Annotated in this window: 22 protein-coding genes and 1 pseudogene; 12 read left to right on the top strand and 11 right to left on the bottom strand. The window is 52.8% G+C overall.

Annotated elements, in window-relative coordinates; all coding sequences use genetic code 11:
- Positions 1-626 precede the first annotated feature (626 nt).
- A complete protein-coding gene (locus JMJ04_RS43535) occupies positions 627-890 on the bottom strand; it encodes a hypothetical protein (protein WP_201376626.1) in 264 nt (87 codons plus the stop codon).
- Positions 891-1,042: 152 nt separating this feature from the next.
- Here JMJ04_RS43535 and JMJ04_RS43530 point away from each other — a divergent pair, with 152 nt between their 5' ends.
- Positions 1,043-1,297, top strand: a complete 255-nt coding sequence (locus tag JMJ04_RS43530) for a hypothetical protein (RefSeq protein WP_201376625.1) — start codon at positions 1,043-1,045, stop codon at positions 1,295-1,297.
- 15 nt (positions 1,298-1,312) lie between these two features.
- Here JMJ04_RS43530 and JMJ04_RS43525 read toward each other — a convergent pair whose 3' ends face one another.
- From JMJ04_RS43525 to JMJ04_RS43515, 3 genes are read right to left on the bottom strand one after another with little or no spacing between them, the layout of a single operon-like run.
- The gene (locus JMJ04_RS43525; protein ID WP_201376624.1) at positions 1,313-1,720 is read right to left on the bottom strand and encodes a WD40 repeat domain-containing protein; all 408 of its coding nucleotides are present in this window, start codon (positions 1,718-1,720) and stop codon (positions 1,313-1,315) included.
- On the bottom strand, positions 1,710-2,618 hold the full coding sequence (locus JMJ04_RS43520; protein ID WP_201376623.1) for a tetratricopeptide repeat protein: 909 nt from the start codon (positions 2,616-2,618) through the stop codon (positions 1,710-1,712). The genes JMJ04_RS43525 and JMJ04_RS43520 overlap by 11 nt, the downstream gene beginning before the upstream one ends.
- A gap of 44 nt (positions 2,619-2,662) precedes the next feature.
- Positions 2,663-5,503 (bottom strand): ATP-binding protein, encoded by a 2,841-nt coding sequence (locus tag JMJ04_RS43515; protein ID WP_201376622.1) that lies wholly within the window; start codon positions 5,501-5,503, stop codon positions 2,663-2,665.
- 465 nt (positions 5,504-5,968) lie between these two features.
- On the opposite strand from JMJ04_RS43515, the gene JMJ04_RS43510 reads away from it, so the two are divergent.
- From JMJ04_RS43510 to JMJ04_RS43475, 9 genes are all read left to right on the top strand, one after another.
- Positions 5,969-6,391: a response regulator gene (locus JMJ04_RS43510; protein WP_201376621.1), complete on the top strand. Its 423-nt coding sequence runs from the start codon at positions 5,969-5,971 to the stop codon at positions 6,389-6,391.
- A 139-nt stretch (positions 6,392-6,530) separates the two neighbouring features.
- A complete protein-coding gene (locus tag JMJ04_RS43505; protein ID WP_201376620.1) occupies positions 6,531-6,932 on the top strand; it encodes a hypothetical protein in 402 nt (133 codons plus the stop codon).
- A 158-nt stretch (positions 6,933-7,090) separates the two neighbouring features.
- On the top strand, positions 7,091-7,852 hold the full coding sequence (locus JMJ04_RS43500) for an SDR family NAD(P)-dependent oxidoreductase (protein ID WP_201376619.1): 762 nt from the start codon (positions 7,091-7,093) through the stop codon (positions 7,850-7,852).
- A gap of 141 nt (positions 7,853-7,993) precedes the next feature.
- Positions 7,994-9,073, top strand: coding sequence for an aldo/keto reductase (locus JMJ04_RS43495; RefSeq protein ID WP_201376618.1), 1,080 nt, complete (start codon positions 7,994-7,996; stop codon positions 9,071-9,073).
- Positions 9,074-9,255: 182 nt separating this feature from the next.
- Complete coding sequence (locus JMJ04_RS43490) at positions 9,256-9,768, top strand: nuclear transport factor 2 family protein (protein WP_201376617.1); 513 nt, start codon at positions 9,256-9,258, stop codon at positions 9,766-9,768.
- 383 nt (positions 9,769-10,151) lie between these two features.
- Positions 10,152-11,156, top strand: coding sequence for an aldo/keto reductase (locus JMJ04_RS43485; RefSeq protein WP_201376616.1), 1,005 nt, complete (start codon positions 10,152-10,154; stop codon positions 11,154-11,156).
- A 476-nt stretch (positions 11,157-11,632) separates the two neighbouring features.
- The gene (locus JMJ04_RS49335; RefSeq protein WP_420799594.1) at positions 11,633-12,307 is read left to right on the top strand and encodes an IS701 family transposase; all 675 of its coding nucleotides are present in this window, start codon (positions 11,633-11,635) and stop codon (positions 12,305-12,307) included.
- A 33-nt stretch (positions 12,308-12,340) separates the two neighbouring features.
- Entirely contained in the window at positions 12,341-13,003 is a 663-nt protein-coding gene (locus JMJ04_RS49330) for a hypothetical protein (RefSeq protein WP_420799593.1), read from the top strand.
- Between the two features lie 125 nt (positions 13,004-13,128).
- On the top strand, positions 13,129-13,950 hold the full coding sequence (locus tag JMJ04_RS43475; RefSeq protein ID WP_201376615.1) for a hypothetical protein: 822 nt from the start codon (positions 13,129-13,131) through the stop codon (positions 13,948-13,950).
- Positions 13,951-14,085: 135 nt separating this feature from the next.
- On the opposite strand, the gene JMJ04_RS48330 is transcribed toward JMJ04_RS43475, so the two are convergent.
- Together JMJ04_RS48330 and JMJ04_RS43470 are read right to left on the bottom strand one after the other, a co-directional pair.
- A complete protein-coding gene (locus JMJ04_RS48330) occupies positions 14,086-14,220 on the bottom strand; it encodes a hypothetical protein (protein WP_268887436.1) in 135 nt (44 codons plus the stop codon).
- Between the two features lie 80 nt (positions 14,221-14,300).
- Complete coding sequence (locus JMJ04_RS43470) at positions 14,301-15,533, bottom strand: citrate synthase (RefSeq protein ID WP_201376614.1); 1,233 nt, start codon at positions 15,531-15,533, stop codon at positions 14,301-14,303.
- 246 nt (positions 15,534-15,779) lie between these two features.
- Between JMJ04_RS43470 and JMJ04_RS43465 the strand changes: the two genes are divergently transcribed.
- Together JMJ04_RS43465 and JMJ04_RS43460 are read left to right on the top strand one after the other, a co-directional pair.
- A complete protein-coding gene (locus JMJ04_RS43465; protein ID WP_201376613.1) occupies positions 15,780-17,033 on the top strand; it encodes a multidrug efflux MFS transporter in 1,254 nt (417 codons plus the stop codon).
- Positions 17,034-17,066: 33 nt separating this feature from the next.
- The gene (locus tag JMJ04_RS43460; RefSeq protein ID WP_201376612.1) at positions 17,067-17,648 is read left to right on the top strand and encodes an isochorismatase family protein; all 582 of its coding nucleotides are present in this window, start codon (positions 17,067-17,069) and stop codon (positions 17,646-17,648) included.
- On the opposite strand, the pseudogene JMJ04_RS47690 reads toward JMJ04_RS43460, so the two are convergent.
- The 5 genes and pseudogenes from JMJ04_RS47690 to JMJ04_RS43440 form a co-directional block, all read right to left on the bottom strand.
- Positions 17,645-17,893: pseudogene (locus JMJ04_RS47690) on the bottom strand (RNA-guided endonuclease InsQ/TnpB family protein); the annotation flags it as partial. The gene JMJ04_RS43460 and the pseudogene JMJ04_RS47690 overlap by 4 nt on opposite strands.
- A gap of 219 nt (positions 17,894-18,112) precedes the next feature.
- The gene (locus JMJ04_RS43455) at positions 18,113-18,580 is read right to left on the bottom strand and encodes a hypothetical protein (protein ID WP_201376611.1); all 468 of its coding nucleotides are present in this window, start codon (positions 18,578-18,580) and stop codon (positions 18,113-18,115) included.
- Positions 18,577-19,410: a toll/interleukin-1 receptor domain-containing protein gene (locus tag JMJ04_RS43450; protein WP_201376610.1), complete on the bottom strand. Its 834-nt coding sequence runs from the start codon at positions 19,408-19,410 to the stop codon at positions 18,577-18,579. Before JMJ04_RS43450 ends, JMJ04_RS43455 begins: the two co-directional genes overlap by 4 nt.
- 89 nt (positions 19,411-19,499) lie before the next feature.
- On the bottom strand, positions 19,500-23,555 hold the full coding sequence (locus tag JMJ04_RS43445; RefSeq protein ID WP_338001085.1) for a tetratricopeptide repeat protein: 4,056 nt from the start codon (positions 23,553-23,555) through the stop codon (positions 19,500-19,502).
- Positions 23,556-23,578: 23 nt separating this feature from the next.
- Positions 23,579-23,776, bottom strand: coding sequence for a hypothetical protein (locus JMJ04_RS43440; RefSeq protein WP_201376608.1), 198 nt, complete (start codon positions 23,774-23,776; stop codon positions 23,579-23,581).
- Between the last annotated feature and the right edge of the window lie 894 nt (positions 23,777-24,670).

Here is a 24,670-nt window from a genome sequence, read left to right as displayed (position 1 = left end):
TTGAGAACTGTTGAAAACTCTTTTGGTCCAAACTTCTGGCTTGCACCGATCGGTTTCCTCCTTTCTCTCGGAAGTTGTCTTTTTTTTCTTTCTCGAAAAACTGAGCTACATAGCTCAAATACGTTGCCAAAAGTGTCAGAGATCTCCTGATCGTTAACTTCAAAATATTTTTGGAACACCGCCCCTGCAGATCAGGTTTGCCATCCTAGTTTTTTTGAACAGGTAATTCTACAAATAATAGAATACCAAATTTTGGTAATTTCGGATCCCCAACAAGCTGGGGAGCAAAATGTTGCTTCCGTCCACACACGTGGTCATTGGTTCCATCTCAAGTGTATGGTGGCTCATACCCGATACCGCGCTGTATGATTTGGGTTGAGATGTAACGAGCTTTGCTTCTCGTAAGAAGGAAAGTACATGATTGATGCGAGAAGTATCTAGCTGACCTAAGATGGTGAGAGTTCTCACCCGTGCCACATTACAAACTTCTGAATCTGGCTGAGCTGTTCGTAAGCTCTCTCGTAAAAGTAATTCTGTCATACGATCTAAGTGGGCCTGTAGAAGCGCCTCTCTTTGAGCATCTTTCGCAATTTCCACATCATGTTCTTTTTGCTTCTGGGCAATGTCTAATTCTGTTTTTTCTGCACCTGTGAAAACCAGAGGCCAGCACCAGTTAAAGCTAATGGTGCCACGAAGAGTTGTAACCAGTCCCACAAGGTTTTGTTGGATGAACATTGCTGGTTGAAAGGACAGGCAGGAACAGAAAACCCTGTCCATGCAACTTGATAGCCGAGATACAGAAGATATCCCACAACACCTAGTCCAAGCATAAAAGCACAAAGAGTCGTGATAAAAGAACGCTGTTTCCAAAGACGGCGTTTTTTCTGCATCCTTCTTCCCTCTATTTCAAAAACAGTTTTACAATTTCTACTTATGTAAACGGAAGACAGGAGGTGAAGCACAACGATATCGCCTAAAAAAATCAGGTGGAACCAGCCTTTACAGGGTTTCTGTAAAGGCACTTTCTTTTGAGGCAAAACAAATGAGCATCTTTGCTCTGGATGATAACCTTACTGGCCTGTACCGACTCCATCCCTCCTTTCGTAACACGTTACTCTTCAGTCTCCTCAGTGCGGGAATCATCGCCGGATTTGTTGTATTGTTGATCTATGATTTGCACGTTGGGCTGTACCTAGAATTGCGCTATGGGCTGAGTGATGGGCCGAGCCTTGGGCTGAGCGGAGGAACACGACAGCCGCACTTGTTTATCTCATCCTTTGTGGCGTATGGGTGCTAAATATATGGCGCCTGATTACATCACCAGCCTCAAGAAATACACACCCCGCCATCCACAGGCCACCAGATGTTCTCCATCGGGATGAAAGGCGCAGCCAGAAAGCACTCTATCCACCGGAAAGGCCAGCAAACACTGTCCTGTTTGCACATCCCACACTTTGAGGGTGCAGTCAGCGGAGACAATCAGGCGATCTCCACTCATCCCACAGCCGTGAACCCTATCGCTATGGACAGAGAGGGTAAGGCGTTCGCTTCCGGTGGCAGCGTCCCACGCCTTGAGGGTGTGGTCCCAGGACGCGGAGATGATGAAGCTCCCATCTGCATTCACTGCTTTTGCCGACAGAACCGCCCTGCTTCGTAGGAAGAACTCCTTTTTCCGCTTGTCATCAACTGATGCACTGAACGTCGGGGGATCAACACTCATCCGGCATTGCGTGGGCGTCCGTAATCGAGTGAGTTGCAAGACGTTGCGCGTGCTGAAGCGCCGGACGAATCTGTGGCCCGGCAAGAAAGCGCGCCTGCAATGTCTCATCTTTGATGTCCTCAGCCAGCCTCTGGAGGATCGTCGCGGCCTTCCCAAAGGCCGTGCCTGCTTGCGCGAGTTCGCCTCCTGCCTCATGTAGGTCGCCGAGCAATGCCTGGATTTGCCATTGCTCGGCTGGCAAGCCGATCTCTTCAGCTAACCCTGCTGCCTCTCGTAAGTGATTCATGGCCTGCTCCCTCTTTCCCTCCCATCTGCTCAAGATCGCCAATGACCGGAGATAGGGAACTCGGAAGCGCCGATTGGCCCCAAGGCGTGCCCCCAGTCGCTGCACTTCTTCTCGCACCAGCTTCTCATCTCCCGCGCGCAGTAAGGCCTCTATCTCATACTGCGGGAAGAAATCCAGCCAAATCAATGCCTTGCCAGCACGCTTCCGAAGAGCTATGGCTTGCAAGGCATACGCGTGGGCTTGCTCCCACTCTCCTGCCACGACATAGTGCATGCACAACTGCGAGAGCACTGGCGCATCATAGTATTCCAGAGCAACCACCTCTGCAAGTATGCTACGCGCCTCTTCCCATTGCTGCAAGGCTTGATAGGTGCTTCCCCGAACAATGAGAAAGAGCCGGAGTACAGGCGCTGACGGAAGAGTGCAGGCGCTCGCGCTGGCGTGTTGAGTCAGCAGAAGCGCCTCCTCATAGGCTCCCGCATCCAACAAGCTAGCAGTCAGGCTAGTTGTACTAATGATGGGGGTCCAGACGTCTTTGCTCTCTTGTGCAAGCGCTGCCGCCCGACGCCCACTGAGCAGGCTGTCTCGTCCCTGTCCAGTATGCACTTGCACGAAAGCCAGCACTCCCCAATAAAAGGCACCGGTTGCGCGATTTGTCAAGGATGGGGTAAGTGAAACACCTGTGTTAAAGGAAGGAAGTGACCATTCCTGTGAAGCGAAAGGCTCGCCCCAAGAAACGTATACAGCATACGAGACGCTTCTAAGCAGCGAATGCTCTCCTCAAAATCTCTTCTCAGAAGATGAATATATCCAAGCAAGGCGAGACTTCTGGCTTCCAACTCCGGGTCGAGGCTTGTGCGTGCCAGAGTGAGCGCGTGCGTTCCATGAGACAAGGCCCCTTCCGGATCGTCCCAGGTGGCAGTGATCTGTGCCCAGTTCCACTCCGTTTCCGCCAGCGCCTTTGGATCATGGCTTGCCTCTGCCATCTGCAAGGCTTCCGCGAGCAAGGTGTCCACCAGTGATTTGTCGAACGACCGTTGAATGGCCAGGATGGCCAGGCGGTTGAGGGTGAGGCTGACCAATGTGGACAACTGCTTGTGCCGCCCATACGCGAGGAGTTCTTCGTACGCCTCCTGGGCCTTTTCCCAGAGTCTCTGGAAGGCGTAGGCTTGCCCGAGACGGGCATAGAGCTGTTCGATTGCTGAGACTGCAAGCTCCGTCTGAAGCCACGAGTGCTCTTGCAGCAAGGCACGTGCCTGCTCATAATATCCGATGGCGTCGGCAACGGCAAAGACCGCCACAGCCTCTCTCCCAGCCTGCAGGTTGAAGCGGTAGGCGGCCTCGGCATCATCAGCACACCTCGCATGATATGCGAGCTCAGAGGCGGGTGCCCCCTCACGCTCGAACATGGCGAAAGCACGCTGGTGCAAGACCTGCCGTCGAGCTGCGCCGATTTCCGTATAGACCACGTCTCGGATCAGGTCATGGGCAAAGCGATAACTGCCTGGACGGCCTGACCCGGTGCTTTCTTCGCGCAACGTGCCACTGCTGATGGCCTCTTCCAGGGCTGTGACTGCGATCTGCGTTGTCTGTTCTTCAGCCAGGCTGCCAACCTCTGCCACTTGCCAGAGATGTCGGGCGGTTGCCTGCGTTCCCAACACAGCGCTGGCCATGACCAAACGGCGCGCAGGTTCGGAAAGTTTGCTCAGGCGTACCTGTGTCAGTGCCCGCACCGAGGGCGGTAAGAGCTCGCGACGCAGCCGCTCTCTGCCTATGTCCACCATCAGTTCGAGCCGCCAGATGCCATCCGTTCCTAACCGAGGCAACAGCCATTCCCGCTCTCGCAACAGTTTGAGGGTTTCCAGGAGATACAACGGATGTCCTCCCGTATGGGCAAACAGGAAGCCGCCGAGGACCGTTGCGGGACCGTATTCATCCTGCTCATTGTTCTTCCCTGGGGTCTTCTTTCCCTCTCCAACCAGCGCCTCAAGGAGCTGGATAGTCTCTTCCTGACTGAACATCTGCAACAGCACCTGCGTCATCGGCAAGTCACGTCTCAGATCGGTCAGGTGTGAGCTCACTTCCAGATCCTCACTGCGCAGCGTGCCCAGCAGCAGCACTCGAGGGTTATGCCTGCTCCAGGAATGTCCCAGGTAGCGCAGCAGTTCGAGGGAGGCTTCATCCATCCAATGCAGGTCTTCCACGAGCAGCACCAGCGGCGTACGTTGGGCCAAGGTCTCGAAGAGGCGCGCCACCGCTTCAAAGAGCCGTCCTTTCGCGGTTAGCTCATCCTCAGTTGGAGATGGAAGATCAGGGTAGCGCGCCCGCAACTCTGGGAGCAAACGGGAAAGTTCGGCCAGCCACACGTCCTCCAGCAGATCTTCAGGAGCGTTTTCCACCTCCAGCCGCTCTCTCAGAGCCTCGATGAATGGCTGATATGGCAACCGTCCTCCCATCTCGAAAGCTTGTCCACGCAGGACCTCGGCGCCCTGTGCCTTTGCCCAGCCGATCCACTCCATTGCTAGCCGCGTTTTGCCAATGCCAGCTTCCCCCTCTACCACCACGACCTGCGGCTGCCTACTCCGTGCCTGCTGAAAACGACTGCTCAGTTGGCGGAAAGCACCAGCGCGCCCGACGAGGGGAGCCACCAATTCGCCTGACATCGATTGTTCAGCAGAAACATGGGCCGCAGAGAGGCCAGGGGGGCGCGTGGCGCTGGCGCGAATGTGCCTGGCCAGAGCTACCGTCTCCGCCGAGGGTTCCACCTGCAAATCTTCGGCCAGGCGCGTTCGGCAGGTGGTGTAGACCTGCAAAGCAGTAGCTGCATCACCACGCGCCAAGTGAACCCTCATGAGACGCTGGTAGGCCCCTTCTGCCAGCGGATCGATCATGTTCCAACGTGTCAGTGTGGCACATGCCTGTTCCAGTTCTCCACCGACCTCCTGCCAGGATGAGAGGCGATCCAGCAAGAAGACCAGGCGCACCTGCCACTGTTGCCGTTGCTGCTGAACCCATTCGTCAAAGGGAGCGTCCTCTCCCAACCAGAAGCCGTCCAGGAAAGGGCCGCGCACCAGGTCCAGGGCTTGCTGCACCATCGCGACCAGGGTAACACGTTGCGGTTCTGCGGGGACAGTGGAACACCGCTGAGCCTCCTGGTAGGCCCGTTGCACGACCTCCAGATCAAGCTCAAAAGAGGTGTTCCGATCCAGACCAAGCAGGTCACGCTCAATGAGCAAATGGTTCTGTGGGGATGAGGAAACCTCAACGTCGGTGAACAAGGTACGCAACAGTGCGATGGCGTTACGCAAAGAGGTACGCGCATCATGGGCTGTGCTGTCAGGCCACAGGAAGGCTGCCAGTTTACTCCGGGAATGCATGCCCCCTTCGACGGCCAGATAGAACAACAAGGCCTGCGCTTTGCGTAAAGCAAAGGTGAGGCGATGGCTGTTAGAAAACACTTCAGGAGAGCCAAATACGGCCAGTCGTAACAGGCCCATAGTATCCCTCTCTTACTAGAAGTAGCATGACGGGAAGGCAATGGTCCATAGAAACGGTATCACAGCAGTCTTCACAGATGCGTGGTGCTGTTGTGTTGCGAACCAGGGAAACAACTCGTGTTCGCTCCTAGCGTTCTCCCCTTTCTCCTGGAACAATTGTATCATGCAAGAAAACATCATCCTGAGGCGACCAATAGGCGGATGTGAGTCAGCAAGGAGCGATTCCCCGGGAATAACAGGTCGGGCTGATGGAACTTGCCCTACGGCGAACGCATGCTTCTGTGACGCTTCGTCCTCACTGGATGAACAAGATGACGACATTTTCCTGGACATCAGCACTTCAAGTCACATGTCATGACGCTGCTCATAACGCTTTCTTCACACCTCTTTAGTAGACTGGTACCAGAAACGACGATGTAAGCAGGAGCCAGAAGTCCTGCGAGATAAACCATGAAAGGGAAAACCATGAGGCAACGCATCTTAGTCGTCGATGACGATCAGAACATACGATCGATCTTACGAGCATTGCTGGAGGATGAGATGTATGAGGTCGAAACAGCCACCGACGGACTGATGGCGCTGGAAAAACTCGATCGCCAATGGGGCCGCTATGAGACTGTTTTGCTGGATGTGAACATGCCACAGATGGACGGACTCCAACTTATTCAGATATTACGGCAGCAAACAGAAGCATGGTTACAATCAATCGTTGTGCTTAGCACAGATCACGATGCGCTCTGCCAGGCCGTTCGGATGGGCATTTGCCACGTTCTGGCCAAACCATTTGACCTCGAAACAGTTCTTGCCCAGGTCTCCAGTTGCCATTCCCTGAACGTTTGCGGTGATGCTTCAAAAGAAGATTCACTGAGTATCACGGTGGAGTGGTAAAGCGTCGGGATGTATGTACTTGGAGCCATCCTTATCAGGAGCGAGAAGGCCTTCTCTCCAGGTGCAGGATCTTGTGGATCTCGTTGGATGAAGCTGAGGTGCATGCAAAGAAGCTACCATGCGCGAGGAGGAATAACGTATGCCACAACTACAAATAGCCTGCCTCCTGCGACCGGGAACCCAGGAGCGATGGCGACGATTGTATCAAGAACTTGCCGGGCCACGCCGTGAGCAATGGGAGGCGTTGAGCCAGCAAACGGGGATTACGCAGGTCCAAGTCAGGCTCGTGCAACTGTATCAGAGCGGCGAAATCATGCTCCTGACGTTTGAGATCCAGGATTCTCAACACATCCTGAAGGTGCTGGCAACCTCCAGGCGTCCGTTTGATTGCTGGCTCCAAACGCAACTCCGGAGTTTGCTTGGCTGGAATATGCAGGAGGTGCTGATCAACATGCCAGAGGATCTGATTTTCGTCTGGCCTGCTGAAGAAAAGAGTGGGAAAGGTGAAGTATTACATGCTGATGATATTTCATTCTCATGAGACGCGAAAAATGCTAACGTGCGCGGAGCAATGTTGTCCATGAGCACTTCAAGCTACATTCCATGACGTTGCTCATCACGTTTTCTTGACGTCTCCTGCTTAGACTGTAAGCAGAGTGGAGGACAACCTCGAACTAAACGGAAAAGAGAGAAAGTTCTATGGCACAAGCATTTGCCGGAAAGACAGCCCTGATTACTGGCGGGGGTACAGGAATCGGACGAGCAGCAGCAATCCAGTTGGCTGCGAAAGGGTGCTTCGTCACCATTGCCGGTCGCACGGTCCGTACCCTCGAAGAGACCATACACGAGATTGAAGCAAGCTGTGGAAAAGTCCGTTACGTCGTATGCGATGTCTCGGATGAAGATTCTGTGAAAGCCGCAGTGCAGGCAGCCATCGGAGACTCTGGCCGACTGGACTTCGGCATCAATAGTGCTGGGATCACCGGAGGAGACGACCCCCGGGAAACGGGCAACTATGCAACCGAGACATTCGATCGCGTTATTGCCATCGATCTCCGAGGCACTTTCCTCTGTATGAAATACGAGTTGCAGCAGATGCAGAAGCAAGGCTTTGGGTCCATCGTGAATTTGGCTTCCGGCGCCGGCCTCGTTGGCGTGCCTGGCTTCTCCGGGTACACGGCTGCAAAGCACGGTGTGGTGGGGCTCACTAAAACCGCTGCGCTCGACTACGGGCCCGACGGCATCCGCGTCAATGCAATCGCTGCGGGATTGGTTGACACCCCTTTGATCGCGACCGGTCACTCGCCCGAAATGATGGCCGCGAGAATCGCTGCTCATCCTATTGGGCGAATCGCCCGAGCAAGCGAGATTGCCGACGCCGTGGTCTGGCTCTGTTCGGACCAGTCCAGCTTCGTCACGGGAATTGCGTTGCCCGTGGACGGCGGCTACACGGCGCAATAATGTTTGTCAGAAACCAGAGGATCTGATGAGAATAGTTGCCTATGATCACGTTTGCCTTGTGGTCGCTGACCTCGATGCACAGTGCCACTACTACAGTTAATGAGTATCTATTCACTCATGAAACAGAGAAAGGAACGTTCGATGCCTTTAAACGCATATATTACCTTTGGAACATCTGGCCTGCGGGTGAGTCCGTTTGCCCTTGGGACGATGACGTTTGGGGAAGATTGGGGCTGGGGAAGCAGTGTTGCCGATGCAGAGGCTATTCTTACCCGCTACCTTGAGCTTGGCGGCAACTTCATCGATACCGCGAATATCTATACCGATGGTCATGCCGAAAAGATCATTGGCAACTTCATCGCGAAGGGCCGCGTGCGCCGAGATCATATCGTTCTGGCGACCAAGTTCTTCTTCAACCTCTATCCTGGAGATCCGAATGGTGGCGGGGCGAGCCGCAAGGCCATCATAGAGCAATGTGAACAGTCGCTCAGGCGCTTACAGACAGACTATATCGACCTGTATTGGCTCCATAATTGGGATCGGTTGACCCCAATCGAAGAGACGATGCGTGCACTTGACGATCTGGTGACGGCAGGCAAAATACGCTACATCGGTTTCTCCGATATCCCAGCCTGGAAAGTCGCACAGGCTCAGACCATCGCGCATTTCCGGGGATGGGCACCGATCGTTGCTGTGCAACTCGAATACTCCCTGCGGGAACGAACCGTCGAGGGCGAGCTGATCCCGATGGCGCAAGAGCTTGGCCTGGCGGTGGCTCCATGGAGTCCCCTGAACAACGGAGTGTTAACGGGAAAATACACCCGCCAGAACGCAGGGACAGCAAAAGGAAGAGGAGAACGGATGCTATCCCTCACGGAGAAAGATTATGAACTCCTCGATACCTTAGGCGAGATTGCTCATGAATTAGATACGACGATTGCTGCGGTGGCCCTGGCATGGGTGCAAGGGAGTCCAGGTGTTACCTCAACCATCATCGGGGCCCGCACGCCCAGACAACTGGATGAGAACCTGGCTGCACTCGACCTGCAGCTTTCGCCTGCGCACGTTGCTACGCTCGACAAGCTGACAGAACCGACCCTCGACTTTCCGAGTCAGAACATCGGAGCGTTGTCACTCAACGGCTCGCATGCCGGTGCGACGGTCAATGGCATACCATCTATCGTAGTGTTTCCCTCTCTGCTGAACAAAGAATGCTATTAGCAGACCGGTCAAGGAAAAGAGACAGCTTCCTCGATCATGATCACTATACGTCGAGCTTCTCCAAGTTCTCTCATCTTGATCGCCTCGTTGATCTGATCGAGGAGGTGTGAGCAAGAATAAAGTGAATTAAACGATAGATATCCCTGTTTCAGATGTTGAACAGGAACAAAAGGACGCAAACAATGACACAACCAACTGACGACTTCTCCATCAATGCCCTGTATAGCACCTCGGTCAAAGCGTCCTCGCTTACCGGCGAGGCAGCTGACCGTATTGCTATCCGTGAGTTGATCGACGCCTGGGGCCATTGTGCCGACCGTCGCAAACCTGAGCAACAGGCGAACCTGTTCACTGCTGATGGAACGGTCTTGATCTACGAAGGCGAACCGGGGACCAAAGAACCGGTCGCGGTCCTTCGCGGTCAGGCCGGGATTATTGCCTCCCTGGACGTCCTCAACAAGTATGACGCGACTACCCACTTCAACGGTCAAAGCGCTCTGCTGATCGACGGGATTCGTGCCGTAGGTGAGACCTACTGCCTCGCTCATCACCTGTGGGTCGAGAACGGACAGCGCACACTGATGGTCATGTCCATCCGCTACTATGACAAGTTCGTTCGTGAGGCGGACCGATGGCTGTTTGCCGAACGAAAACTGATCATTGACTGGACCGATAGCCATCCGTCACAGCCATAGTGCCGCTAAAGAAAGCAGCATCTTCTGAAACGCCCACATAAAAGCTCGTGTATTCGCGTTTCATGCGGAGTGGTGCGCTGCTAAGGCAGCGCATGACGTTTCGTCTTTTCACCGTGGCATCCTGCAGTTCTCCCGAAAAGCGATAGCGCACCGCGTTTTCACGCAGTGCTCGACCTGATCGCCGAAAAGCATGGAGTCTCTCTGCTGCAGCTTACCTTCACGTAGCAGTTGCACCGCTCTGAAAACATGCTGCCGATTCCGGGCACCACAAGCCTTGACCATCTGAAAGAAAACCTTGCCGCGACAGTCATTTCGCTGACGCAGTCTGAGGTAGACACCATTATTCATGTAGTTCCTAAAGAGTAGGAAAAGGAGAGAAAAAAATGATGCGTACAGTAAAGCTGGGCAGCCAGGGTCTCGTCGTCAGTGCCGAGGGCCTTGGTTGCATGGGCATGAGTATTACCTACGGCCCCAGCAACGAGGAAGAGAATCTGGCAACCCTTCACCGCGCGGTAGAACTCGGCATTACCTTGTTTGACACCGCCGAAGTCTACGGCCCACAACTGAACGAACAACTGCTTGGCAAAGCCTTTGCCGGTGGCAAGCGTGACCATCTTATACTGTCAACCAAGATCGGTTTCGGGATCGAAGACGGCAAGCTCAATCTTGAGAACAGCAGCCCCGTGCTCGACAGCAGCCCGGAACACCTCAAGAAAGCCATAGAGGGTTCGTTAGGCCGACTCGCCACCACCCACCTTGACCTGGTCTACCTGCACCGCATTGACCTGAACGTGCCGATTGAAGACTCGATTGGCGCTCTCAGCGACCTCGTGAAAGCGGGGAAAATCCGCTACATCGGGGTGTCCGAAGCCTCGCCGGAAACGATTCGCCGCGCCCACGCCGTGCACCCATTGACTGCCGTACAGACCGAATACTCGTTGTTTGAACGCGGCGTTGAAACGAACGAGGTCCTCAAAACCGTTCGTGAACTCGGCATTGGTTTTGTGGCGTACTCGCCGTTGGGCCGTGGCTTCCTCACTGGCACCATGCAGAATACCGACAAGTTGGACCCGACTGACTTCCGTAAGCTCGACCCGCGTTTGCAGGGCGATAATCTGGAGGCCAATCTGAAATTGGTAGCCGCCATTGAAAAGATCGCCGAAGCGAAGAATGTGAAGCCCTCACAGCTCGCTATTGCCTGGACAATGAGTCAAGGTGCTATCCCTATCCCTGGTACCCGCCGGATGAAGTATCTTGAAGAAAATGTTGCCGCAGCAGATATCACGCTGACGGATGAAGAACTCAAAGCCCTTGATGAAGCCGCACCAGTCGGCGCAGCCAGCGGCGACCGGTATCCTGCCTGCATGATGTCAGAGCTTACTCGATAAATACCCCTGAAAGGAACAACAGCGCTTGTTCCTGGCGGTGGGAGCGGTGTCGGCCAGGCGGCGCGAGCAGTAAATAGTTGTGCTGCTCACTCGTCGCGCCGGGTGTTCACGTTTGCGATCTGTCTCCTTTTTGGTGATCCAAACTGCTTGCTACAAACCCTTTGCCGAATCCTTCTCCATCAAGAAAGCCATTGTTGGAGAAGGATGACGATCGACGGAAGTGAAGCAGGAGTTTGCTCTCCCCGAAGGGTGAGAAGTTATGAGCCGCAAGAGAAATAGCTGGCTCGTTCCGCCCTCCTCTTCTATGAAAATAAAACAAGCGCAAGCGTTTGTGTTCCCATCTTCAAGGTTTGTCTGCATCAGAACGGTTGTGCTTCTCGAAAGAGCCGCTTCTGTTCCGGTGCAGGCAGACGTTTCCCCTACCTCATCGGGTATGCTCCAAGAGAAAGTCTGTCTCATGTGAAAGGAGCATCAGCATGAAGCCACCTCTCCAGATCGTCCCCGTCGGAGTGCAAACCACCTTTGTCGAAGTCTGGCGGTGGGGCCAGGAACTCGAACGCCTGTATGCCCGCATCTCCCCGCGTTTCGCCCGTCCCGAACCTCAGCGGCGCGCGCTTGCCTTTCTCAAAGGCATCGTGAGTGCTGTCGAGCGCAAAAATAACTGGCAATTGGCGGAGCACGCCGGAGAGGCCCGGCCTGACGGGATGCAACGGCTGCTCAACAGCGCGGTCTGGGACGCGGACTTGGTGCGCGATGATCTGCGAGCCTACATCCTGGAACGGCTCGGTGATCCCGGCGCAATTGTTGTCATTGACGAAACCAGTTTTCGCAAGCGTGGCAAGAAATCAGCCGGTGTCGGGATGCAACATTGCGGCACCACAGGGCAAGTAGAGAACTGTCAAGTTGGCATGTTTCTGGCCTACACTAGTTCGAAAGGCTCGACGCTGCTGGATCGAGAACTCTACCTTCCCATGCGCTGGACGGAGGATCGTGAGCGTTGTCGAGAGGCCGGTATTCCTGATGAGGTGAGCTTTCAGACGAAGCCAAAACTTGCCCGACGGATGCTGGAGCGGATCTTCGCAGCGCAAGTTCCCGTTGCCTGGGTCGTGGCCGACAGCGTGTATGGGAGCAATCTGGACCTGCGTACCTGACTCGAAGTCCATCGGTATTCCTACGTGTTAGCAGTGGCGAACACCGATGCTGTCGGCATCCAGACTGCCACAGGCCGCCAACGGATGACGGTGGCGGAAGCGAAAGCTCGGATGCTCGCTGCCTCCGACTGGCAACGACTCAGCATGAGCGAGGGCACCAAAGGGCCACGACTCTTCGATTGGGCAGTGCTGCCCATCTTGCATCGGTGGGAGGATGATGGCCGCCACTGGCTGCTGGTTCGCCGTCGGATAGATGATCCGAGCGACAAAACCTACTATCTGGTGTTTGCCCCCGTCGGTACGACGCTAGCCGAGATGGTCAAAGCGATTGGAGCGAGATGGTCCATTGAAACCTGTTTCGAGACAGGCAAAGAGATGGGTCTGGAGGATTACGAGGTGCGAGGATTCACCGCCTGGTATCGATTCATCACCTTGGTGATGGTGGTCATGGCAGCTCTCGCTGGGATTTGCGCGACGGCCCGGACTTCTCCTTCTGCGTCTCTATCGCAAGAGGAGCCATTGTCTGCTCACTGTTTTCTCTCGTTCACGATTCCTGAAGTGCGTCATCTCCTGGCGTCTCTGCTTTGGCCACCACCTCGCAGCGCTCTGCTGGTCCTCGGCTGGTCCTGGTGGCGGCGTTGCCACCAGAGTCGGGCCAGTTACTTTCACACGAAGCGTCGTTGTGCCGCCAGGTAACTGTTGGCTGGCTCAGCCAGACCCTCATCTTTTCTCGGCTATTTCCAATTCCAAGGAATCTCCCTGGAATTTCCCTCGATCTCGTGACGAATCCCATCGTTGTTTCTCATCAAGGAGGTTGTTTCATGACCAATCTTTCGTTCATCGAATGTTGTCACCTGCTCGCCGTCGATCCCAAAACGCTGCGCCAATGGCTGGTTCAGGCCCAGATGTCCCTGCACACCCATCCGACGGATGCACGCATTAAGTGTCTCACCAACGAGCAAGTCTTTGTCCTGGCGAATTTGCATGACCGTGTACTTCAAACATCGGTGCCTGCTACCTTTGCTTGTCCTGCACCATCTGAGGCGGAGAGCCAGAAGCCCCTTCTAGAAGCTCCTGACGCCGATCTGCGCGTCAGACTCGCTCAGATGGAGGCCCAGGTCGCAACCCTGCAAGCCCAACTCACCGGCCTGACGCTCCAACTGCTGCGCGAGCGAGAGCAACGCACGGAGCAGCGTCTGCTGGCGCTGGAAGCTGAACGCACCTGCGCCGGAGATCACCCACTGGTTCCATACTCAGGCACGACGTCCTCTGTGCCATGTCAGCAAGCCACGCCTGCATTAGTGTGCCATTCGACAGAAAAACGCAACCGTCTCATCCCGCTGATCGAATATGGAGCCAGAGGCCGGTATGTGCTCATCAGTCCAGAGGAGGGGGAACTGGCGATCACGCCGGATTCCCCAGAATGGTTTGCCTGGCTGGCGTCGCTCTCGTCCTTTCGTTTTGTGGGCCAGAAGGGTCGCTTTAGCGCGCGTCGAGGCTACAATCGTCGTCCCAATCGGAGTTGGTATGCGCAACGAGGGATTCATCAGAAGAATTACAGTAAATATATCGGCGTCAGTGAACATATCACGACAGAGCGATTAGAGCAGATAGCTGCACATTTCCAATCGTATATGCAGTAACCTCAAAACAGGAGCGTCCCGTCTCTTTCGCTCCTTTTTCCTCGAAAACAAGTGCGGCTGTCATGTTCCTCACTACAGCCGCACTTGTTTATCTCATCCTTTGTGGTATATGGGTGCTAAATACATGGCGTCTGACTACACCACCAGCCGCAAGAAATACGCACCCTGCCATCCACAGGCCACCAGATGTTCTTCATCGGGATGAAAGATGCAGCCAGAAAGCACTCCATCCACCGGAAAGGTCAGCAGACACTGTCCTGTTTTGCACATCCCACACTTTGAGGGTGCAGTCAGCGGAGGCGGAGACAATCAGGCGATCTCCACTCGCCCCACAGCCGTAAACCCTTCTTCTAGTGACCGCCTTCTGGCTGTATTCCCGTATAACGAGCGCGTGGCCGAATCCCTTGCGAGCTCCGCGCTTGCTCCAAGGCATGCCCGATCCAGCCGACACAGCGGGCCAGCGCGACGAGAGCCTGAAACTGCTCATTGGTAAGCTTCAGGTTCAGGGCCAGAGCTGCGTAGGCGAGCTCGATGCGCGGATGGATACCCAGTATTTGCTCAACTTCGGCAACCAGCGTCTCAACGAGCCTGGTACCAGAGGCTTCAGGATACTGCACGTGCAAAAGTTTCAACAGCATCACTACCCGCGGGTCCCCAGCTGGGAAGAGAGGGTGCTCGAAGCCTGGAATATCTTCCCCTTGCTTCAGGCGTTCGACGAGTACCCGATTTATTTGTTGAGGTTGACCAAGACTACCGAGAAATCGAAAAACCTGCCCGGTCCGGAAAGCTGCTAATGCTCCATTGATAGCGGCATACAGTGTTGCACCAGTTGATGCGATGCAGCGGGCAGTAAAAGCTGGAGCGCTTAATTCGTTATCAGCATTCAGAATCAAAGCCGCATTCAAGATCTGCGAGGCCTGGTCATCATGTGGTAACCAGGCCTGCTGGAGCGTCTCAGCCAGGGAGGCCTGAGGAGTTGTTGCATGGGCTAAAAAGCACGTGAAAAGCCAGATCAGGCGTACGCTTGTCGTGAGCGCGGCCTCCTGACTCGGACGATAGGCACGCATATCCTCTGCGCCGAGCAGGGGCAGCACCATCTGGAACTGCTCAAGAAGCGACAAGTTGGTAGGATGCAGCTTTTCCCGGAATGTCGCCAGTTTTTGGAGCAGCGCTGGCTGAGGCTTTTCCTCAGTGAAAAATTGCTCTACTTGTCGGGCATTTTCGCTTTCAGCAAAACCCCAGAGCAGCGCCGCGACTTGTTCAATCTTCCATGACGCAGCCAACTCCACTGCCTCGCGGCCACGATAATAGACGCGATCATCTCTCACCAGGGTCAGTTCGGAATCGATGATTGGCTCACCCCAACTGATCGCCTTGCTCACCACTTGCTCTGGATGCTGGCGCATCTCCTTGCGCGCTTTCAAGCGTTGAATATCTTCCGCCAGGTAGGCCCGCACGCGTCGCGAACCGCTAACCGCTTCCGAACGGATCGCCCCTCGACTCACATATGCATACAACGTTGTCAGGCTGATTCCTAATTCAGATGTCGCCTCCTGCGCACTCATATAGCGCTCATTACTCATGTGTTTCTGCCTCCTTCAGATGTTTTGTTGCCCCTATCATATAACACATTGATTTTTAAATCAACATGTTGACGACCTATCGAGATTAAAATATACTCATGGAGAAGTGAATACAATCACACATAAGCTGCCTTCAACCCCCTCTTCCAGGTGGAGAGAAGAGCAAGTACCACAACCGCGAGGAAAAGAAAAGGATGTTCGTAAGTGATGTTGAGAGAAGTCAGAACAGAAAGAGGGCCTGCTATCATGCCCATCTGGAAAAGGAACTTATTAGTTTGCTGGTTTGGCATGTTTATCACCAGCGTAGGACTGAGCCAGATTGCTCCCGTCTTGCCACTGTATATCAAGCATCTGGGCATCGATAACCCTGCATCGATTGCTCAGTTGTCGGGATTTGCCTTTGGCGTGACCTATATTATTTCCGCTCTTTTCTCCCCTCTCTGGGGTGTGGCTGCGGATAGAGTTGGCCGCAAACCCATGCTTTTGCGTGCCAGCCTTGGTATGGGAATTGTGATCTGTAGCATGGGCCTGGCGCAAAATGTCTATGAACTCGTTGGATTACGGCTATTACAGGGGGTTATCACAGGATATAGTACAGCCTGTACAACTCTCATCGCCACGCAGACGGATAAGGAACACGCAGGTTGGGCCTTAGGCACACTTTCAACGGCAAATATTGCAGGCAGTTTGCTTGGCCCCATCATTGGGGGAGGAATAGAAGAGAGCCTCGGTTTGCAAAATGTCTTTTTTCTTACCGGCGCGCTCTTGCTGGTTGTTTTTCTCACCACCCTGTTCTTTGTACAAGAATCGTTTACTCGCGGCGGGAAAGAGACGCTGCGGGTGAAAGAAATCTGGAATACGATTCCAAACAAAAGTCTAACGGTGATCTTGTCTGCCACCTACCTTATCATAACACTGGCACTCTATTCGATTGAGCCAGTTGTGACCATTTACGTTACTCAGCTTACCACTGATACGACCCATGTTGCTCTTTTAGCAGGAATGGCCTTCTCAGCCTCGGGACTGGCGAGTATCATTGCGGCCCCAAGGCTGGGGAAACTTTCCGACAAAATTGGAGCGCAGAAGGTGATACTTGTCGCACTGGTCGTGGCAGGGATCATTTTTATTCCCCAGGCGTTTGTCCAGAATCCCTGGCAGTTGATGGGACTGCGCTTTTTCTTAGGGTTGGCCGTGGCCGGGTTGAGTCCCTCGGTCAATATCTTGATCAAGAAAATCACCCCGGATGCTCTGACCGGGAGAGTGTTTGGTTTCACCATCTCGGCAGGCTATTTAGGCATTTTTGGTGGTTCCGTTTTAGGTGGACAGGTGGCAGCCTGGTGGGGAATCAGATACATCTTTTTTCTTACCAGCGCACTGCTACTGATAAATGCCGTGTGGGTGTATTTTACCGTGTATAAAAAACTGAACAGACAGGAAGAAGCAGTATCCCAAAAGGAAAGACCTGAGGAAGTTGTGGTCATTCCAACAGAGGCCCAATAGGGGTAGTTGAAGAGAAACATTAAAGGAGTTTTTATGCCATTAACAACCATCGATAAAAAAGCCGCTCTCATTGTCGTTGATTTACAAAAAGGCGTGTTAAACCTACCAGCCACTCATCCAGTTGGCCAGGTCGTTGCGCGGTCAGCCGAACTGGCCAGAGCGTTTCGGGGACGCGAATTTCCGGTCGTGCTCGTCAACGTTGTTGGCGGCGCTCCGGGTCGCACCGATGCCTCACGAGCCGCCCAGGCAACCGGGCAATCTCGCCCAACGCCTCCACCGCAATGGGCCGATCTGGCAGATGAGCTTGACCCTCAACCAGGCGATCACCGTATCACCAAGAACACGTGGGGCGCGTTCCATGACACACCGCTTCATGCGCATTTGCAAGAACTCGGCGTCACACAAGTTTTTCTTACCGGCGTGGCAACAAGTATCGGGGTCGAATCAACAGCCCGCTCGGCGCACGAGCATGGCTATCATGTCGTGCTGGTAACTGATGCTATGACTGACAGGGATGCTTATGCCCACCAGAATAGTGTGGAGCGGATATTTCCACGGCTGGGTGAAACAGCAACCACTGAAGAGGTCATAGCTATGCTGAAGGAGAACGTATAAAAGCGAGCGATGGCAGACCACGCCCGATCAGCACTGGCTTGACGTGCTTGTGAGTTAAGGCAAAAGACAAAGGAGAACGCTTTGGCAAGGACGGCACAATAGCACTGCAACTCATTCTTGTTGGCGTGTTCGTCCATCCAAAGACGGAGGCATTTGTTGCGAATGAACTGCACAATGCGAATTGCCTCCTCAATGGCGGCATATTGCGCTTTGCTGCCATCTAACTTGTATTCGTAGATGAGCACGTCCTTGCTCCTTCTAGAGATTCTCCTGTCTTCTTCTTTTCCACTTGAAGGATCTGGAAACGCGAGAGGCAAAAGGAACGGCGATTCATCCCCGTCATGAATGAGCGGGGCTTTCTCGCTCGATCCTCTGTAAAATTCATGGTAGTTACCACAATCCATGTGGCCGTGATGAGCCCCATCGCGACACTGTTTGTGAAGCCTGTAGGCAATCAGTCGCTATTATACCTGCGCAATGATCACGACAATAAGGAGTGCGAGTGCAATAGAACCAAGTGCAAACAAGACACCAGCCAGTCGCAAACATCGCATTTTATAGGTAGTGATATGTTGTAGCTGCTTGCCCATCTCTGTGACATTATAGCGAGGAATATCGTACATTCGTGGTTGAATTGCCAGGAGCGCCGCTGCCATTGCCAGAAGATACAGGATGAGCGTCAGGGTCACCATGATTTTGGCTGGCGCATTTCCTTTGAGATAAGGTGGTGGAAAGTTATTGCTAAATGCAGTGACGGCAAACAGAATCGTTAGGAATGTGGCGATGCGTTCGATCATACTTTTGCCGGACTCATCGAGAAATTCGAGCTGTTTGCTTTTCATATCAGTGAAAATCTGAACAAGCTGCTTTCCCTCTTCCGAGAGTTCCTGCGCATCCTGGATATCAACGGGCTCCTGTTGTTTACCCATCATTTATATCCTTCACAATCGACATGTGCAACTAATGCCTCACCGCACGTTGTACATGTAAGGATCAATTCATCCAACTCTTTTCCACTGCGTTGAATCTGACCTCGTGGCACCGGATAGGTGACTTTGCAGACAATCCGTTTGTCAAAACAGGACACATGTCCATTTCTGCAACGTACACCAAAGGTGGAATGTCTATTCTGTGTTTGCTGCGAAGGTGTTTGTGGTAGTTGTGATAGTGTCTGTGCATAGAGATTTAGCACCTCTTGCGCTTTGTCGCGGACGCTAGTAATCGTATCATGTTGTACCATATGTTCGAGCAGTGCCAGCACTCCCTTTTCCTGCTCATTCCGTTGCAGCATTGCCGCTGCTTGCTCAATGGCCGCCTTTCGCTCACGGATATACTCATGTGAAGCCTGTTCAACCAGTACTTGTAATGCGTCGCTGCTCTTAGATGGCGGTAGGAACGATGCAATCTGGGTCATGCATTGATCGTAAGGAGGCTGTAATGCGATAGTTTTCTCTGTGACCAGTGCTGTTGGAGGTGGCGTAGCATCTAATGTAAGGACAATGATAGTCTTCTGCAAACGTTGTGCGAAAAGGAGCAGACGTTCCACCTCTTTTGATTGAGCGGCAGCCCGGCTCCAGACCAGTAGAAATGCTGCACTACCTATGATCATTTGCTCGCTGCTGATTGGAGCAGTGACCGCGGATAATAGTGACGTTTGCTCTTTGTGCCAGATCTGATATCCCAAGGCCTCGCAACTACGCTGGATCTGATCGACACAGGCTGAGTTCTCTGAAGCATGTAGAACAAAAATATGTATTGTCATAATTCCTTCTGTTTTCTTTCTGCTTGAAATCTATTGCAGTGCCTTTTATATTCGACTGCCCTACGTGTCTATCAAAAACGTATTGCTTCTTACCAGGGCCAACGAATAGCCTTCCATAGTGATTGTATTCTTTTTGCTCCACCAGGTTGAGTGATTTTCTCCGCTTCTCTGTTTTGTGATACTTCTTTCTGCGCTTTTTGCACCTCCTCTAATGTAAAATCCATTTCTTCTTCTGAAACATCGTGATGCTCCAATATGTATTGAACTTGTTGCATACATTGTAATGACTTGTGCGGATTTTTAAAAACTGTGTAGAAAAGGTTTCCCATGCAAAAAAGTACGGTGGCTTCAGTGGCGCGATCCTCGAGTTCACGCAAGAGAGGGAGGGCCTGCTCGTAGAGAGGAAAGGCGCGTTGCGGCTCATCAGTGTCATGGTACAACATGCCGATGCTTGTAAGTGTTTTTGCTTCAGTGGCACGGTCCCCCAGTTCACGTAGGATAGGTATCGCCTGTTCGTAAGCAAGAATGGCATCCTGCACCTGGCTGGTAGTTCGGTGCAACAGGCCAATGAAAACAAGTGTTTCTGCTTCGGTTACGCGATCACCTATCTCACGAGAGAGCCCGAGGGCCTGCTCATAAAGGGGAAGAGCGCGTTGCAGCTGGTTTGTAGCTTGATACAACATGGCGATATACGTAAGAATAGTGGTTTCAGTGGCGCGATCACCTATCTCACGAGAGAGCTCGAGGGCCTGCTCATAGAGGGGAAGGGCGCGTTGCGGCTGGTCCGCATCATGGTACAACATACCGATACGTGCAAGCGTCGTTGCCTCACCTTGGCGATCTCTGACTTCACGTCTGATGAGGAGAGCTTGCTCATAGAGATCGAGGGCACGTTGCGGTTGATCCATATCTTGATAGAGTCCACCCATATTGTTGAGTATAGATGCTTCAGTAGTGCGATCGCCAACTTCACGCATGATGGGAAGAGCTTGCTCATAGAGATCGAGCGCTTGTTGCGGTTGATCCGTTTCCTCATAGATCCGCCCCATATTGTTGAATAGAGTAGCTTCGCTATCACGAGCGCCGATCTCGCGTGTAATGGGGAGAGCCTGTTCATAGAAGGCGAGGGCTTGCTGCAGCTGATCAGAGCTTTGATACGATAGGCCCATACTGATGAGTATAGTAACTTCTCTTTTACGATCACCGATCTCGCGTGTAATGGGAAGAGCCTGTTCATAGAAGGCGAGAGCGCGTTGTGATAGACCCATATCCTGATATAATAAACCCATACAAGTGAGCGTGGTCGCTTCGAGAGAGCGCTTGCCGATTTCGCGTGTGATAGGTAGCGCTTGTTCATAAAATGTGAGCGCTTGTTGTAGTTGACCAATGGCTTGATAAGCGCCAGCCATGTTACCTAGCACGGTCGCTTCGAGAGAACGATTGCCGATTTCACGTGTGATAGGTAGCGCTTGCTTATAGAGGTCGAGAGCGCGTTGCGGCTTTCCCGTGTCCTTATAGAGGAGCGCGATGTTGTTGAGTGTGGAGGCTTCGCTATCACGATTGCCCATCTCGCGTGCAATGGGGAGGGCTTGTTCATAGAGATCGAGCGCGCGTTGCGGCTTTCCCGTATCTTTAAAGACAATCGCGTTGCTGTTGAGTAAGATAGCCTCACCGTCGCGATCACCAATCTCGCGCGTGATAGGGAGAGCTTGCTCATAGAGGTCAAGGGCGCGTTGTGGTTGTCCAATGGCGTGATAAGCATTCGCCATATTCGTAAGAATAGTAGCTTCAGTTCGGCAATCGCCACTTTCACGCGCAAGGGGAAGCGCCTGCTCATAGAGAGCAAAGGCTCGTTGCGTTTGTCCAATGGCGTGATAGCTGAAAGCCATATTAGCGAGCGTAGAGGCTTCGCCAGTGCGGTTACCGATCTTGCGTTTGATGGTCAGGGCTTGTTGATAGAGAGCAAGGGCCTGTTGTGGCTGCCCAATGGTATTGTATACCCGACCTAGAATGCTGAGTACATCTAATTCTAGCAGCTGATCAGATCCTTGGACTTGCTCCAGTACTTCTTCAAGAATCCCCTGTGCTTTGAGCGCTTTCCCTAAGCGAGAAAGGATTGCAGCCCAGTACGCCTTATAGCTCATTTGTCTGGAAACATCGGCATACTGTATTCCCTGTTCCAAATCTTTTTCTGTCTGTTGTATTATCGCGACGATGGATGCACTCTGGTCCATCTCCTCATATGCCGTATATGTGAAGAGTTCATATGCTTCCCCATAGCGATGCAATATTTCTTCTTGTAGAGAGGTACTTTGCATATAGGTCTGAATATACAGACGGGTTGTTGGGAGGAGATAGTACAGGTCTTGCGTGTCATCACGTGCTGTAATGGTAATACATGCCAGTAATCCTCGTTGCCAGAGGATACTTAGTTGTGTATATATTGCTGAAGATGTGGAATCTGTTTCTTCGCTGTCCGGGTCAAAAATGGAGGCTGCGATATCTGGCAAGAACGGCGCTTGAAAAATCCAGAGATTACGAAGCAGGTGGCGCTGCTCATCATTTAAGTAGCGAATGCTGGTTTCCATGCTCGCGTAAAGTTGGCGATGTCGATGGTCCTCACCCACATATTTGTTCTCGGCATTAACCAATTGCATTTCATAGTCTTGAATAAAGACAGGCAAGGAAAGTGCGCTCGCATTGAATGCCCCTCCAAGGAGACGCAGGCTCAACGGATGTCCTTCTAGTTTCTGGCTGAGCTCCTGTGCTTCTTTCGTCGAAATAGCTTCTTGACGTCCAGGCGCGCATTGCTGGAAGAGTCGTGCTCCTTCCTCCATTGTTAAGCCTCCCAACTCATGGGTGATTTCATCCGGCCAACCGAACTGGACACGTGAGGTGATGAGCAGGCTGACTGATGCGCCGGGAAGTTGTTGGATAAATTCAGTAAGAGCAATCGCCTGGGAATCCCTGGCATTGACTGCGTCGACCAGTGTTTCAGCATTGTCAAGTACAAGTAGAACGCGCCTTGTAGCAAGTAGCCTGAGGACCTGATGCTCCCTATCTTCTGGATTGTCGGCCTTTTGTCCATGAATTCCTAAAAATTGAGCCAGATCGTTTACAATGCGGGTTCGATCAGGGAGTGGATCAAGCATGATGCCCCAGACACCTCCCGGCCATGCATACGCAAAGCGTTCAATGGCCTCACGAGCTAGTGCTGTCTTGCCTTGCCCACTACCACCATGGATGGTAAGTATTCGCGCTCGCTTGTTCCCTGTGAGCAGGTGGCCAAGGCTTTTCAGATCATCTACTCGACCCTGAAAAGCTCCGACTGCCCGAGCGATACTGCTCACTTCAATACGTGGTTGATGCTCATCAATGTGGGATGTGCCAGCGTGATTGATAAAGCCGTATGCTGGTGTGCTCAGGGACGTATACAGGACCGGAACACCAACTGCCCAGGCGAGTGGACGCTCTGCAAGTGAAAGTCGAGCCTGTAACAACGCTTCTTCAACAGATGTGCCTTGCGTCAATTCTGTATAGAACATGCGGGAAAAAGCCAGGGCATCCTCGTCATAGATGCTAAAGCGCATGCCTAGTGCATAGGGAATTTTGGCCTGCACGATAGAGGACGCAAGGTTACTAAACACGGTCGGACCCGGTGAAGCGCTCATACAGGCATTGAGCGTGATCAGAAAGGTGGTACCACGTATTCTGGCAATCAACTCTCTCGCTCCGACCAGATCCAGGTTTCCGTCCTCCTTCTCAAAACAGAGGACTGCCCCGCTCTCAATGTGTTCTCCATGACCCATAAAGTGAATGACGCTCTGTCGTTTGTTAGAGATTAGGCTACGCACTTGTTGGAGCGTCGGTGGGCGTACGCGTTCCAGTCTGATATCAAAAGGTAGTGGTTCAACAATTTCTTTCAGGCGCCACCACTCTGCATCGATATTGAGTGGTTTAACGAGGGGACTCAATGGATTTGATGGAACTGCCACAATATGCAATGGCTTATCAAGTATGGGAGGCGCAATACGTTGCTCTGGAGGAAGCCCACGTACAAAAGGGAACTCAAGCACAAGGAAGCCCTCGGGACTATAGAGATATTCCCAGGGGAGAATATCAAGCTCATCATTCGTGTTGACCAGGACGATGCGTTCAGGATGAGCATCTAGTGCATACCGTGCCGGAGAATCCGCGGGAAGAGGGCTTGAAAAAGGTGTTGACCATACCGGATCGGATCGTCAGTGATGCGTTCAAACCAGTGACCAAGCAGTCGTAATGGTTGTAGATCAAAGGTGTGGGATGGGTTATTATCACAGGTCACATGGACCTGATAATCTTCTAGCTGGGTGAGAATGAGTTCCATCTCTTCTCTCTTTCACTTGGCGTTACTCTGCATATTAGCAAATAGGCAAGGAGAGGGCAAGAGATGCATACGCTCTCAGAGATTTGTCGGCCTGGGAACGTGCTCCGATTCTCTCTGCCACAACGCCAGCAACTGGAACGATACATCATATCACGATTCTCGAGACCGGGTGCAACATGTGTTTTTTGCGCGAGGCTGAGGCTTGGCAACAAGCCGCATAAGTAGCAGATTGTGCCCTAAACAGGCTCGACGCAAAAAAGTGTGGCGGACTCCCGAAGAATCTGGTCGTGACGATTGATGGTTTGCGCCGTGCTGGAGAAGAAAAGGGGTGCGACAAGTGTTTTTTGCGCGAGGCAGAGACCAGGAAAAGCTTCGTACTACAATAGAGCTATCGGCGAGATGACGATCGGAAAGAAAAAGAGCAAAGCGGGATTGCAAAGGACGCAGCCATTTGCCGGGGGCGGGGTGTCTCCGCAAAAACCTCTTTTTCTTCTTTTGCACACCGCCGCAGGTGACAGATGGGACGTTGCAACGGCCTTGAGGGCCATGGGATCACTCTTGCTTTCGGGTATACTCTATGTTATATTCAATCTGTTGAAACATCGTTTCTTCAAACAAAAAGGAGCAACAGAAAATGAAACACACCCCCTATTTTCATGTTGTGTGCCGCTTCTGCTAACAGCTCGGTACAGCTCTCTTAAGGCATCTTACCGCTTCTTGTTATCATAAGGAATGGATACCTATCCTCCCTTGTGCCACACCACGCTCAATGCAGAATCGCTTCAGCAGAGATACCCCTGAGTGATATATGTCGTTCGTGCACATGCATGAACGACGCTGGTACACACTTCTCGATACTCCCGACAATCAATCGCGACATAGCACAGCAAAGGC

This window comes from Ktedonobacter robiniae, from assembly GCF_016587375.1.
In the GTDB taxonomy this organism is placed as follows: domain Bacteria; phylum Chloroflexota; class Ktedonobacteria; order Ktedonobacterales; family Ktedonobacteraceae; genus Ktedonobacter; species Ktedonobacter robiniae.
Note: the sequence above shows the minus strand (reverse complement) of the source record. Positions and strands in the feature narration are given on the sequence as shown.